Annotated in this window: 12 protein-coding genes; 8 read left to right on the forward strand and 4 right to left on the reverse strand. The window is 33.1% G+C overall.

What is annotated here, in order from left to right:
• Positions 1 to 655 precede the first annotated feature (655 nt).
• Positions 656 to 1,138, forward strand: coding sequence for a CarD family transcriptional regulator (locus tag HMPREF1864_RS01480; protein ID WP_062571074.1), 483 nt, complete (start codon positions 656 to 658; stop codon positions 1,136 to 1,138).
• Positions 1,139 to 1,171: 33 nt separating this feature from the next.
• On the forward strand, positions 1,172 to 2,260 hold the full coding sequence (locus HMPREF1864_RS01485) for a PIN/TRAM domain-containing protein (RefSeq protein ID WP_062571075.1): 1,089 nt from the start codon (positions 1,172 to 1,174) through the stop codon (positions 2,258 to 2,260).
• A gap of 62 nt (positions 2,261 to 2,322) precedes the next feature.
• Here HMPREF1864_RS01485 and HMPREF1864_RS01490 read toward each other — a convergent pair whose 3' ends face one another.
• Positions 2,323 to 2,751 carry a Dps family protein gene (locus HMPREF1864_RS01490; protein ID WP_062571076.1) on the reverse strand — a complete coding sequence of 143 codons (429 nt, stop codon included), beginning with the start codon at positions 2,749 to 2,751 and terminating at the stop codon, positions 2,323 to 2,325.
• Between the two features lie 217 nt (positions 2,752 to 2,968).
• Between HMPREF1864_RS01490 and HMPREF1864_RS01495 the strand changes: the two genes are divergently transcribed.
• Together HMPREF1864_RS01495 and HMPREF1864_RS01500 are read left to right on the forward strand one after the other, a co-directional pair.
• Positions 2,969 to 4,036 (forward strand): pyridoxal-phosphate-dependent aminotransferase family protein, encoded by a 1,068-nt coding sequence (locus HMPREF1864_RS01495; protein ID WP_062571077.1) that lies wholly within the window; start codon positions 2,969 to 2,971, stop codon positions 4,034 to 4,036.
• Between the two features lie 151 nt (positions 4,037 to 4,187).
• Positions 4,188 to 6,437, forward strand: coding sequence for a stalk domain-containing protein (locus tag HMPREF1864_RS01500; RefSeq protein WP_062571078.1), 2,250 nt, complete (start codon positions 4,188 to 4,190; stop codon positions 6,435 to 6,437).
• A 91-nt stretch (positions 6,438 to 6,528) separates the two neighbouring features.
• Here the strand turns inward: HMPREF1864_RS01500 and murC are convergent, their stop codons facing one another.
• Positions 6,529 to 7,923: a UDP-N-acetylmuramate--L-alanine ligase gene (murC, locus tag HMPREF1864_RS01505; protein WP_062571079.1), complete on the reverse strand. Its 1,395-nt coding sequence runs from the start codon at positions 7,921 to 7,923 to the stop codon at positions 6,529 to 6,531.
• A gap of 159 nt (positions 7,924 to 8,082) precedes the next feature.
• Between murC and spoVG the strand changes: the two genes are divergently transcribed.
• Positions 8,083 to 8,406 (forward strand): septation regulator SpoVG, encoded by a 324-nt coding sequence (gene spoVG / locus HMPREF1864_RS01510; protein WP_062571080.1) that lies wholly within the window; start codon positions 8,083 to 8,085, stop codon positions 8,404 to 8,406.
• Positions 8,407 to 8,517: 111 nt separating this feature from the next.
• Here spoVG and alr read toward each other — a convergent pair whose 3' ends face one another.
• The gene (alr, locus tag HMPREF1864_RS01515) at positions 8,518 to 9,675 is read right to left on the reverse strand and encodes an alanine racemase (RefSeq protein WP_062571081.1); all 1,158 of its coding nucleotides are present in this window, start codon (positions 9,673 to 9,675) and stop codon (positions 8,518 to 8,520) included.
• Positions 9,676 to 9,781: 106 nt separating this feature from the next.
• Positions 9,782 to 11,101, reverse strand: coding sequence for a uracil-xanthine permease family protein (locus HMPREF1864_RS01520; RefSeq protein WP_231723489.1), 1,320 nt, complete (start codon positions 11,099 to 11,101; stop codon positions 9,782 to 9,784).
• A 92-nt stretch (positions 11,102 to 11,193) separates the two neighbouring features.
• Between HMPREF1864_RS01520 and crcB the strand changes: the two genes are divergently transcribed.
• The 3 genes from crcB to HMPREF1864_RS01535 all read left to right on the forward strand — a co-directional run bounded on the left by crcB (position 11,194) and on the right by HMPREF1864_RS01535 (position 14,410).
• Positions 11,194 to 11,556: a fluoride efflux transporter CrcB gene (gene crcB / locus HMPREF1864_RS01525; protein WP_062571083.1), complete on the forward strand. Its 363-nt coding sequence runs from the start codon at positions 11,194 to 11,196 to the stop codon at positions 11,554 to 11,556.
• Positions 11,557 to 11,639: 83 nt separating this feature from the next.
• Positions 11,640 to 12,338 (forward strand): response regulator transcription factor, encoded by a 699-nt coding sequence (locus HMPREF1864_RS01530; RefSeq protein ID WP_062571084.1) that lies wholly within the window; start codon positions 11,640 to 11,642, stop codon positions 12,336 to 12,338.
• Positions 12,338 to 14,410: a sensor histidine kinase gene (locus tag HMPREF1864_RS01535; RefSeq protein WP_062571085.1), complete on the forward strand. Its 2,073-nt coding sequence runs from the start codon at positions 12,338 to 12,340 to the stop codon at positions 14,408 to 14,410. The genes HMPREF1864_RS01530 and HMPREF1864_RS01535 overlap by 1 nt, the downstream gene beginning before the upstream one ends.
• Positions 14,411 to 14,441 lie beyond the last annotated feature (31 nt).

The following is a 14,441-nucleotide window of genomic DNA, read 5'->3' on the forward strand; positions in this document are numbered from 1 at the left end:
GTATTAGGTCCAACTTTATGGGGTCACCACATTTTTCAGGGGATTTTTTTTGCCCTTTAACAAGGTGTTATGGCAAGAAAAATTAAGGTTATTAAATAGTGTGAGAGAAGCATTTAAAAGTAAGCTTGTGACTTTTTATTAAGTTAAAAATACTTATAAAGTTATAAGATTCTATGAAGTTGAAAACAAATACAGAGTTATAAGATTATATAAAGTTATGAGAATTTTATTAAATAGAAAATAATTACAAAGTTATAAGAGCTTGCTAAGTTGTAAAAAATTACAAACTCATAAAGACTTACAAGTTAATAAAAAAAGCAAAGTTGCAGTTTGTTACTAAAGTAAGAATAAAAAGCAAAGTCATAGGGTCTTATAAGGTTAAACTTTCTTATAAGGCTTAAAGAAAATTTTAAATAAAAATTTATTAAACTGTTATTCTTAATAAAAATACATTAAATATTTAATAGTTTTTTTATTTACTTCAATAAAATTTCACAATGCCCATCTATATCTTTCACAAAGAAAAATTATAATAAATAAAATACAAAAAATTAAAAAAAATCTTTGCATAATGTAATGGATTATGATATAGTATTATGTTTACTTTTCTAAAAAGCTCTGTTATACTAGTATAAGGGACAATAGGAGGTAAAAAATGTTTAATATTGGTGATAAGATTGTATATCCTATGCATGGTGCCGGTGAAATTGTAGCAATTGAAGAGAGAGAGATCCTTGGAGATGTGCACAAGTACTACATAGTGAGGTTGCCTATAAATGACCTTAAGGTCATGGTGCCTGTAAAAAATGCAAAAGAAGTTGGTGTTAGAGATATTTCTGACGCTGATACTATGGAGAAGGTTTTAAAAAACCTATCTTCTGGAGAGATAATTTCTATGCCAAAAAATTGGAATAGAAGATATAGATACAATCTTGACAAGATTAAATCTGGTGATTTAATGGAAATTGCTGATGTTGTAAGATCTCTTGAGAGCCTAGATAGAGAAAAGTCCCTATCAACTGGTGAGAGGAAGATCTTGAATGAGGCAAAGCAGATTATTGTATCAGAGATGGTTCTTGTTTTTGAAAAAAATGTTGAAGAAGTGACAAAATTAATTGATGATGCCATTTTTGGATAAGGAGGGATTTTTATTAGCAAAAACCGAAAAATTGTGTCCAAAATTTTTAAGTTTCTATTTACTGTAATAGGCGCATTAGTGGGTGTTTTTATTGTGTCTGTTTTATCAGATGTTAACTTTGTAAAAGCTATTGGTAGCCAAAAAATTACAACAGGCATTTCTGTTGTTGTTGTACTTTTATTTGCACTTATATTTTTTATGCTTTCTCCAAAGGCCTTTAGGGCTTTGGAAGATTTGTTGGCTATCTGGGAGAGACAAATTCAAAGAAAATCTTTTACAGAAGTTATACTAGGCGCTGTGGGACTAATTCTTGGTCTCATAATAGCATTCTTAATTTCACAACCTATTTACAAGATTCCAATCCCCTATGTGGGTTCGGTAATTTCAATATTGCTTTATGGTATGCTTGGTTATTTAGGTCTTAATATTGGGATGTCAAATAAGGACACTATATCAGAAAAAGTTAAGGATCTTACATCATTGGCTGTTAAAAGAAATGCAAAGCCCAAGGATGTGGTAAAGGATCGCACAGGCATTCCCAAGGTCTTGGATACTTCCGTTATCATTGACGGAAGGATACTTGACATAGCAAGGGCAGGGTTTATTGAAGGCCCTCTTGTTGTTCCTGTTTTTGTACTTGAAGAACTACAACACATAGCTGACTCTGCTGATGGCTTAAAGAGAAATCGTGGCAGGAGAGGTCTTGATACAGTTGCAGAAATTCAAGAGCTAAAAAATGTTGAAGTTATAATCTACAAGGGCAAGATTGAAGAAATTCCTGAAGTGGATTCCAAACTTTTAAAGCTTGCCATTGAATTAAATGGAAAAATCGTGACTAATGATTTTAATTTAAACAAGGTAGCTAAGGTTCAAAATTTAGATGTTTTAAATATCAATGAGCTTGCCAATGCAGTTAAGCCTCTATATCTTCCCGGCGAAGAAATGGATATCTTAATTGTAAGAGAAGGTAAGGAGCACAACCAAGGTCTTGCTTATTTAGATGATGGCACTATGATTGTCGTTGAAAATGGCAAGGACTTAATTGGAGAAAAGGTAAATGTTGTTGTTACATCAGCTCTTCAAACTTCAGCAGGCAAGATGATTTTTGCAAAATTAAAATAAAAAAATAATCATTAGATTAAGTATTTTAATCTAATGATTATTTTTATTTAAGAACTATTATTTTATTTTAAGCTTGATTCAATAAACCAAATTTGTTTATTGTAGTCTGAGATATGGTCTTCCATAGTATTAGCTACTGGGAAGTTGTCCTTATCATTTGCTTCTTTTCTAATTTCTAATGCAAGTTCTTTTTGTAGCTTGATGTCAGCAAGAAGAATCTCTAAAGCTTCGTTTGTTGGAATTTCCTTAGAGTCTTCAATTTCTTTAACTGTTGCAACTTCAAGATATTTTTTAAAGCTTGCTGTTGGGAATTGTCCACTCATTCTAATAAGTTCAGCGATTTCATCAAGTCTATCAACAGCTTTATCATATTCGGATTCTAAATATACATGAATAGCCACGAATTGTTTTCCAACTATATTCCAATGAAGATTGTGAAGCTTAATATGTTCAACTGCAAGATTTGCTAAATAAATATTTAATTTTTCCATTTAATTTCCTCCTAATATTTTATTTATATTTAGTATAAAGCATATAAAAGAAATAAGCAATATATTTAACATCTGTATATTAGGAGTATATAGTTTTTAATAAAACATAGAATATATACTTAATAAACAAATTTTATTGTAATAAGTTAAAAAGTTTTTTGTTTGACTATAGTTTTGATTTGTATTATTATTTCTTAATAGATAAGGGGGAACGAAAATGAAATTATTTTTACCCGGTCCTGTGTCTGTTCGCAGCGAAGTTTTAAAACAATTTGACAAACCTGTAATTGGACATAGAACTAAGGAAGCATCAGAAATTCAAAAATCAATTACAATAAATATGCAAAAGATATTTGGAACTAAGGAACAAATCCTTGTTTCAACATCATCAGGTACTGGACTTATGGAAGGTGCCATTAGGTCTTGTACTAAGAAGAGGGCTCTTATTTGTGCCATAGGATCCTTTGGAGAACTTTGGCAAAGGTTGGGACTTGAAAATGGAATAGAAACTGATATCTTAAGATCAGATGACGGAGAAGCTACTGACCCAAATAAGTTAGAAGAAGCTTTAAAGGCAAAGGAATATGATTTTGTTGGTATAACTCACAACGAAACATCTTCTGGTATCTTAAATAGTTTGGATGAATTAAAGCCTCTTATTGACAAGTATCCTCATATTATTTGGGCACTTGACACTGTAAGTTCTGCTGGTGGAACACCAATTGATCAAGACAAGTATGGAATTGATATAGCAATTACTTCTTCACAAAAATGTTTAAGTCTTGTACCAGGACTTAGCTTTGCATCTTTTTCACAAAAGGCTGTAGAAAAGGCAAAGACTGTTGAGAATAGGGGTCACTACTTTGACTTACTTCTTTTATACAAGTATGTAAAAGAACACAACTACCAATATCCATCAACTCCAGCTATTTCTAATATGGTTGCTGCTGAATATCAATTGAACTATATTGTTAATGAAGAAGGACTTGAAAACAGATTCAAAAGACATAAAGAAATGTCTGAGTATTTCAAGAAGTGGGCTAATGAAAACTTTGAAGTCTTTGGCAACAAGAAGTACCTTTCTCCAACAATAACTTGTGTAAAGAATACAAGGAACTTGGAATTTGATACTATAAGCCAAGAATTTATGAAGAAGGGATTTTTAATTTCTAACGGCTATGGAAAACTTGCTGGCAAGACTTTTAGAGTTGGTCACATGGGCGACACAAGGCTAGAAGATATTAAAGAGTTTACAAAAACTTTTGACGAAATTCTAAATAAATAAAAAATTTATTTTCACAAAGACCTAGATGGGGAGTAAAAATTTCTCATCTAGGTCTTTTTAATTTATAATTAAGTTTTTGTTACAAGTCGCAATATTCTTTGTGAATGGCTCAGCTATGATTTATAATTTTTAATTAAGTGAGGTAGATTAAATGAATAAGAAAAAAATTAGTATTGCATTGATTTTATTTTTTCTCTTAATAAGTTCAAAGGTATTTGCAGAGAACAATTTGCTATTCCAAGAGCCAATAGGTCCTGGAGTTGTAAGATACAAGTACCAAGTTAAGAGAGGTAAAGGAAATGCAGAGGTAAATGTAATAAAGGTTGATTTAAACAACCCCTATGCAAAGATTAACACTGTTGCAGGTGGAGGAACTTATACTAATAAGGCCACAGTTTCTCAAATGGCAAATAGGACCAATGCAATAGCCCTTGTCAATGGTGACTTCTTCACTATGCAGTTAGAAGGTGCTCCACAAGGGCCATCAGTTATTAATGGAGAGACTAAATCATCGCCAGCAGTTTTAAATGACATCTGGTCTTTTGGAATTGACAGTAATGACAAGGCTTTTATTGAACTTACAAAGTTTGTTGGAAGCGTCACTGCTCCTAATGGTAGATCTTTTCATATTGATGGATTAAACAAAACTAAGTATTGGTACCAACCATCTATGGAGTATTCCCACCAAAATAAAATTCAATTGTATGATTCCTTCTGGACAGCTAAGACTAGGGGAGATAAAAATGGTGGAGAAGTCCTCTTAAATGAAAACAATGAAGTTGAACAAATTTCTTACAATAAGGGACTTGATATGTCTATCCCTAAGGGAAAGAAAATCTTACAATTTTCTGGTTCCGCTATCAAATTTATCCAAGACAATGTAAAAGTTGGAGACAAGTTAGGCATAAAATACAACATTGAACCTAATAGAAATTGGAAGATGATGATTGGTGGTCATGCAGTCTTAGTTGACAATGGAGCTGTAAAACCCTACACAAGAGATATTAAGTTTATTGACGGTGTAAGGGCAAGGACTGCTGTTGGAATTAGTCAAGACGGTAAAACAGTTTATGTGGTAACTGCTGAGGGAAGGACTAAAAGATCGTCAGGCCTAACAATTGCTGAATTTGCAAAATTTATGCAGGAAATAGGAGTTTATAAGGCTATGAACCTTGATGGTGGTGGCTCAACAGCCATGGCTGTTAGAAATCTTGGGGACTTAAACAGGACAAGGGCAACTAATCCAGAGAGGAATGGTGCTGAGAGAAGGGTTGTAAATGGCCTTGGAGTTTATAACACAAGCAAGAACACTGGCTTAATTGCTGATGGAAAATTTGAAAGTGATGTTGACACTATTGTTGGTGAACAAGTTAACTTAAAATTAAAATCAGCTTGGGATGAATTTCTAAACCCAATTGATATAAATACAAGGACTTACACTATTTCAGATTCTTCCAACGGAGCAAATATCTTAAATGGTCAAAGCTATCTTCCATTAACTCCTGGCAAGTTTACAATTAAGCTTCAAGCTGATAAGGGCGATGGCTTTAGCAAGGAGCTTAATGTTGCTGATTCATCAAGCTATAGCAACCTAAAACTTTCAACCAAAAACAGTGTTGTTAAAAAGGACAGTGAAATTAAAGTTGATGCAACAGGAGAGTACAAGGGAAGAAAGATTAATATTTCTCCAAGAGTTTTAAACTACTCCTTTGAAGACTTAAAGGCTGAAGTAAATCCAAATAATTTTAATATAAAAATTAATGACTATGGAAAAAATCCAAAGATTATCGTAAAACTTGGAGCTAAAACTACAAGCCTTTCACTTTATGATGAAAACACAAGACTTATAAAGATGAAAATAAATGATGTTAACTACACAGTTAATGGTCAAGCTAAGAAGATGGATGCAAAACCATTTATTTCAAACTCAAGGACCCTTGTTCCGCTTAGATTTATTGTTGAGGCAATAGGTGGAGACGTTCAATGGGATGGCGATAATCGAGTTGTAACAGTAAATAGCAATGGCAAGAATATAATCCTTCCAATTGATTCTAAAAAAATTACAGTTGATGGAAAAGAAATTGCTATTGACCAAGCTGCAATAATTAAAGGCGACAGGACTTATGTGCCAATTAGGTTTGTTGCAGAGAACTTAGGTATGAATGTAAACTACATCAATGAAAGTCGTGAAATTGAAATTTCATTCTTCGAAGATAGGAAAGATTTAGATAAGAAAAATATTGAAGCTAATGGAGAAGTTAATACTTCTAATAACAATGTCAATAATTCTAAGAATAAAGCAAATAATAGTGAAGCCAATAAGGCTATTAAGAATAAGAACTTAGAAACAAATAAGAATGCTATAAATGTAAATCAAAACAATAAGAGCATATTAAATTAAAAGATCTCCCTGAGGGGAGATTTTTTAATGGATGTATATCTTTATAAGAGTAAGCAAAAAGGAACTCACAAGAGTTCCTAATTTTTTAATATTATTTATTGGCATTTTCAGATAAGAGCATCTCGCCAATTTTATAAACGTCACCAGCTCCCATAGTTACAAAAATATCGTCCTTTGAAATATTTTCTTTTACAAACTTAACTATGTCTTCGAAGCCAGAGATGTAAAAGGCATTGTCCCTGTGTTCAGCAATAGCATTTCTGAGAGTCTTTGAGTGGATATCCCCATAGTCCTTTTCACGAGCTGCATAAATATCAGTGATTATAATCACATCAGATTCGTCAAAGGAGTTTGCAAAGGCATCAAGAAGAAGCTTTGTCCTTGTAAAAGTATGAGGTTGGAAAACTGTGTAGAGTTTACCCTTGCAGGCATTTTTAATTGCATGAATTGATGATTTTATTTCAGTTGGGTGGTGGGCATAGTCGTCCATAACCTTAGCACCCTTGTAGAATCCTTTCACTTCAAGTCTTCTCTCAACGCCCTTGTAAGTTTTTAAACCAGCAATAGAATCCTCAATTGAAATTCCATTTACATAGGCTGCCCCAATTGCTGCAAGAGAATTTAAAATATTGTGTCTACCGAGAATTGAAAGTTCAACGTGGGCAAGCTTTTCGCCCCTAAGGTAGAGGTCATAAGCTGGGAAACCTTCTTCGCTAAACTCGATATTCTTAGCCATAAGGTCTGCATGATTATTTATGCCAAAAGTAAAGACCTTGCAGTTTGTAATAGGCAAGAGGGATTTTGTATTTTCATCATCAATATTTATAATTACATAATCACTTTCACTTAAGTTATCAACGTAAGCCTTAAAGGTTCTTATTATGTGGTCAATGTTGTCAAAGTAATCTAGGTGGTCCTCGTCAATATTTAAAATAATTTCTGTTGTAGGGAAATACTTTAGGATGTTTGCCTTGTACTCGCAGGCTTCTGTTAAAAATAATTTTTTATCCCCAATTTTTATATTTCCATCAATGTCCTTTAGTTGACCACCAAGCATAATTGTTGGATTGACATCGAGGTCCTTAATAATTTCTGTAAGCATTGATGTAGTAGAAGTCTTGCCATGTGTTCCTGAAACAGCAATTGATTTATCGTAGTTCTTCATCACTGCTCCAAGGAAACTTGCACGATCTACAAGATCTATTTTTTGTTTTACAGCTTCAACATATTCTTCGTTGTCAAAGGAGATTGCATCTGTAAAGATGACAAGGTCCATTCCATTAATGTGGTCTTTCTTGTGCTCATAATAAATCTTTGCACCATTCTTCTCTAATTTATCTGTGTTAATGGAAGGACTCCTGTCGCTTCCAAAAACCTTATAACCCTTAGCCAACATTAATTCTGCAAGAGCAGACATAGAGATGCCACCAATGCCAATAAAAAATATATTTTTGTAATCACTTTTATCTATATTAATTTCAAACAATTTACTTCCTCCAATTCTTTTTAATTATAACATATTTTCTAAGGTGAGAAAATTTTTTAACTTGTCATTTAAGTAAATTCAGAGAAAATATTGAAGTAATATATTCAATTAATAATCAGATTATGTTATAATGTGATAAAGAAAGAGAGGGATACTTCTATGAACATAACTGATGTAAGACTACGTAAATTGCCAACTGAAGGAAAACTTAAAGCAATAGTATCTGTTACCTTTAATAACGAATTCGTGCTTCACGACATAAAAATAATAGAAGGCAAAGAATCATTATTTTTAGCAATGCCAAGCAGAAGACTTCCTAATGGTGAATACAGAGACATTGCTCATCCTATTAGTGCTGAAGCAAGAAAAGAACTTGAAGATGTTGTATTTAAAGAATATTATTCTGTGAAGGAACAACTTGACCAAGAAGATAATGATGGTGGAGTTGTTGAAGTTGAAGTAGAAGAAATAATCGAAGAATAAAATTTAAAGATTGAGAGGGCATAGACCCTCTTTTTTTATGTAAACTTGTAAAGTAAAGGTGACGCAATAAAAAATATAAATAAAAAAAGGCTATGAAAGTCATAGCCTGTGTCAGTCCATCTTGCTCACGTGGACAAGTTCTTTATTTTTGTAATAGTATTTTGGAAGTCTTCTATTGAAGTGGGTTATAAAAGAAGTTTCGCAATCGCCAGAATGGATGCAGATATCACGAACTTTTATCTCTTCGCCTCCTTGTCGACCAATTAAGACAACGTCATCGCCAATCTTGCAGTCCACATCTGTGGTATCAATCATCATTTGATCCATACAGATAAGTCCGATTTGTTTACATCTCTTGCCATTAATTAAAACTTCAATTTTTTCTGAGAGGATACGAGGGAAGGCATCTGCATAGCCAAGGGGAAGAGTTACAACCTTTGTGTCCCTTGGGCACTTATAAAATCTTTCGTAGCCAACAGTTTCGCCCTTCTTTACTTCTCTTATAGAAGAAATTTGTGCCTTCAAGGATATGATTTCTTCTAAACCAAACTCCTCAGGTAGATGATCGCTATCAGTGTAACCAAATTGAATTATACCAGGTCTAACCATATCTAGGTCGTACTCGTCATGGAAGAGAACTGAATGAGAATTTGCAATGTGTCTAAATTTAAACTTGCATCCAAGATTCTTTAAGTCATCAATAAATTTTGTAAAGGTCTTGAACTGTCTTTCAGTAAATTCTGGATCAGCTTCACAAGCTGCAAAGTGAGAAAAAATTCCTTCCACATTTATATTTTCAAGTTTAAAGATTTCACAAATTTCTTTTTTTGCTTCGTCACAAGGTGTAAAACCAATTCTTGACATACCAGAGTCAAAGGCAATATGTATCTTAGCCTCTTCTTTCAAGTCACCTGCAAGCTCATTTAAAACTAGGGCATCATTTAGGGAATAAATTGTAAGTGTAATGTGATTTCTTATTGCGTCTTCATATAGATGGCGAGGAGTGTAACCCAAGATCAAAATGTTAACTTTAGGAAATTTTTTTCTCAAGCTTAGGGCCTCTGATAGAGTTGCCACTGCATAATTATTTATTCCAAGGTCAAGGGAAACTTGTGATAAGGGAAGGGCACCTAGTCTATAAGCATCGCTTTTCACAACACTCATGACTTCAGTTTTTTCTCCAACCTTGTCTTTTATTATCTTCATATTATTTTCAAATTTATCAAGATCTATCTCAATCCAAGCAGGTCTTGTTAAAAAATCTTTCATCTTATTATCCTTTCGATTAAGAGTTTAAAAGTTGCTTTTTTTATTATATCACAGGAAATAAATAAAAATCTTTTGAAAATAAAAAAACTGCCCCGAGGCAGTTTAATTAATATTCCTTATCTACTAACAAGATATTTAAAATGACAGCTACAATAGTTCCTCCAGAAATACCTGAAGAGAAGAGAGCTGCAATTATGCTTGGAAGTTTTGCGACTATATCTGGTTTCATTGTAATACCAATTCCAACTCCAATGCCACCAGCAATAATCATTAGGTTCTTTGATGAGAACTTAGCTCTTGATAGGGCCTGCATACCTGAACCTAAAATTGTTCCAAACATAAGAATACCCGCTCCACCAAGGATTGGTGTTGGCATAATAGAAACAAGAGTTGCAAACTTTGGACAAAGACTCATTATTATTAAAATAAATGAAGAGTAAATTGCAACTTTTTTTGATGCACACTTTGTAAGTGGAATAAGTCCAACGTTTTGACTAAAAGTTTGGGCTGCACCTGAACCAAAAACTGGAGAAAGCATTGAGCCAATAGCGTCTGCTCTTACACCAGATGCAATGTCGTTGTCATCAAGATCAACTTCACAAACTTCGCCAAGAGTTTTCATAACTCCAACAGTTTCAATAATTGTAACAAGGTAGCCTGCTATGAAGGGGATGACAAATTTCAAATCAAATTTAAGTCCAAAGGGAAATAAACTTGGAATTCTTATCCAAGGAGCAGCTGCTACTTGTGAAAAGTCAACAAGATTTAATGGAATACAAATAATGTATGAAATAGTCATGGCAATGACAACTGATGCTGTTGTTGCAAATCCTCTTCCATAATGATTTATAAAAATTATAAGCAAGAAGGTGAAGACGGCTATCCCGATAAAGAGTGGGTCCCCATAATTTTCTGCTCCATAACCTCCTCCAACCCAGTCAAAGGCAACGGGCATCATTGTAACACCAATAAGAGTTATTACAGTTCCAGTTACAACTTCTGGGAAGAATTTAAGTAGTGGCTTAATAAAAAAGCTTAGAATTAATTCTAATAGGGCACCCAAAATTGTAGCGCCATAGTAACCAGCAAGACCGCCACCCATAGTATTAATAACAGCGTTGGCTGGTGGAACAAATCCAAAGTCCGTTCCCATAATTGTCGGTAGACCAATACCAACCTTGGCCTTGCCATTAAAAATCCCTCTTGTTTGGATAAAAGAACATATACCCGAAGCAAGAAGGGCAGCAGAGATAAGTACCGAAGTATCATAAACATTTGTGCCAGCGATAGCAGCAATACTAAGTGGCACTGCAATGATACCACTAAAGGCAGTCAAAATATTTTGAAAACCAAGTAGAGATGATTTCAAAAAATCTGGCTTGTCATCAACTTCATATTCAAGTTTCATACCATAAAATTTCTTCACAATAAACCTCATTTCTCATATAATAATGTTGAATAAATTTTAACACATTCACTTTTAAGTAACAATATTTGTATGTATAGAAAGGAAAAAAATTGTACATTTTTGTTGGACTCGGTGGAGCCTTGGGCTCCCTACTTAGGTATCTTTTATCCACTACAATAAAAAGTCATGGGGACTTCCCTCTTGGAACTTTTTTAATAAATGTAGTGGGATCATTTTTAATTGGCCTCATAGCCTTTTACGCAGAGAAAAATAATTTAGACTCAAGACTTGTTTTATTTTTAAAGGTTGGTTTTTGTGGAGGCTTTACTACCTTTTCAACTTTTGCCTTTGAAATTTTTAACTTGGGAGACAATCAAAAGTTTGGAACAGGAATTTTTTATGCCTTTCTTAGCATACTTTTATCTCTCTTTGCAATCTATCTTGCAAGGACTCTTGTCATAAAATCTTTTTGAATTAAGAATTAATAAATTTGTAAGAATTAGTAAGAAGTTTTGTAATTATTATTTGCTATTATAAAGTCAGAAGGAGGGATGTAATGGATAAGTATAGTATTTTAATTGCCGAGGACGATAAGGAAATCGCAAGATCCATTGGGATTTATCTAAAGAATGAAAATTTTGAAATTTTTTATGCTGAAGATGGACTTGAAGCTCTAGAAATTTTTAAAAATGAAAAAATTGATTTAATTATAATGGACCTCATGATGCCAAAACTTTCTGGCGAGGAAGCAATAATTAAGTTAAGAGAAGTTTCCTTTGTCCCAATAATTATCCTATCTGCAAAATCAGAGGACACAGACAAAATTTTTGGACTCAACATTGGTGCTGATGATTATGTTCAAAAGCCCTTCAATCCAATGGAACTCATTGCTCGAGTGAAGAGCAACCTGAGAAGATTTTATGCCTATGATTTAAAAAAGGACAGGAACTTTATTGAGATAGGCAGCATCAAGTTAGACTTGTCACAAAAAATTGCCTATGTGGAGGACAAGCCAGTGGCACTTACTTCTATTGAGTTTAAAATTTTGGAACTCTTGATGAAGAATCCCAACAGGGTCTTTTCCATTGAAGAAATTTACGAAAGTGTCTGGAATGAACCAGCCATGGAGGCAAAGACTGTGACAGTTCACATCAGACGTATTAGAGAGAAAATCGAAGTAAATCCAAAGAAGCCAATGTACTTAAAGGTGCAATGGGGTCTTGGATATAAGTTTGAAGATTTGAGGCGAAAATAATGAAAAAAAATTCTTACAAATTATCCTATTATGCTTTAATAATTTTAGCAATTTCACTTATTTCACTTTTAGCAGGTAGTTTTTTATTTTCAAGAGATCCTGATTCTTCTTATAGAAGAATTCTGACAGATAATAGAATTACTAGCACCATAGACTTATCTCTTAATGGTGAAGATTATAGCTCCAATATTAGATTTAACTTTGCTCTTAAGTCATATAAACTAAAATATTTTGATCAAAATGGAAATGTTGTTACAGATCCAGAATCAATTGAAGCTCAAAAGAAGAAGGACGACCTAAAGGCCAAAGGACTTGATCCGAAAAATTATTTAGAAGATTGGATGCTTGATCAACCAGAATTAAAATCTGAGTACAAAACTTTTTATCTAACTAATGAATATGAAAAAAACGAATTTGATCCTTTAGAGATTGAAATGGGAAATAATGACTTCTTAATTACTGGTTCAGTAATTAATGATAGTATAGTGATTGATAAGGTTCAAAAGAGTCAAAGACTTATGGATAGTGACTACAATTTTATAGACAAGTCTTTTAAATCTAAAATTAATGACAGTTTTAGAGATTTAAACAGCAAATATAATATTAAAAATTTAAAATTTGCTTACTATGCTTCTTTAGACGATGAAGTCTTTAAAGATATTGAAAGAGATTTATTTATGGACCAAGTCCAAGTGCAAATTGGAGTCAGCGTCTTAGTGGCAGCTGTCCTATCAGTAATACTTGGACTATTTATGAATATGGAAAAAGTTGATGAGAGCCAAGAACTTAAAAAAGTTTTCAAGTTTCCAATTGAAGTTGTCTTAGTTTTATTTTTCATATTTTCAATGGTTGGATTAGTGATTTCTACTTCAGGACAAGTTTATACCAACCTATATATCTTCTATGCCTTGTACCTAGTAGGTCTTATGATAGTTTCTTTAACAGCAAACTATTTTGTAATTCTTTTAAAATCTATATTTAATAAGAATACAGATAATTATTTAGTAGAAAATGCTTTAATCTATAGGGCATTTAAGGCAAGCATTTCAGAATTTTCAAAAGTGGATAAAATTGAGGACAAGGAAATAAATAATGCCAAGATGAAATTCACACTTGTTTATCTTGTCTTGTGCATAGTCGTATTTATTGCCTTCCTATTCTTTGCAGGCATGTTTGCAGCATCACCTGAAGCAATTCTTATACCAATGATAATCTTTGCAGGCTTCATCTACTTTATAATTCTTAAAAACATTAACCAAGTTGCGAGAATTAATAGGGAAGCAAGCGAAATTGTTGGAGGAAATTATAAGAAGAAGATTGAAAAAACTGGTGGACTTTATGATGGCATAGTTGATAACTTTAACAACATTGGATCAAACTTAGACCTTGCCATTGAAGATGCAGTTAAGTCTGAAAGGTTAAAGACAGAACTTATAACCAATGTCAGTCACGACCTAAAGACACCTTTAACTTCAATACTCAATTATTCTGACTTGCTTTCAAAGGAAGACAATTCACAAGAGGAAGCAAGAGAGTATGCTAAGATAATTAACGAAAAGTCCAACAAGTTAAGGGTCTTAATCGAAGACTTGTTTGAAGTTTCAAAGGCAACATCAAATAACATTGAACTTGACAGGCAAGAGCTTGACTTTAATTCTCTCGTTGCCCAATCGATAGGCGAGTGGGAAGATAAAATTTCAGAAAAAAACATTGAGATAATTTCAAATCTTCCTGAAGACAAAGTTATGCTTAATATTGACGGACAAAAATTCTCAAGAGTCTTAGACAACTTATTCTCAAATATTTCTAAGTATGCCTTAGAAAACTCAAGAGTCTATGTTGACCTAAGAGATGATGGTGGAGTTAAGCTTACAATAAAAAATATTTCCAAGTATCCACTTAATATTTCTGCAGAGGAACTTATGGAAAGATTCACTCGTGGAGAAAAATCAAGGACAACTTCAGGATCAGGTCTTGGTCTATCAATAGCATCTTCCTTCGTGAGAGCTCACGGAGCAAGCCTTGACATAGACATTGACGGAGACTTATTCAAAGTTACAATTGAATTTTAAAAATAAATTTAATAAAGAGGAGAAAGTTCGG

The organism is Peptoniphilus sp. DNF00840, from assembly GCF_001553125.1.
GTDB classification, from domain to species: Bacteria; Bacillota; Clostridia; order Tissierellales; family Peptoniphilaceae; genus Peptoniphilus_A; species Peptoniphilus_A vaginalis.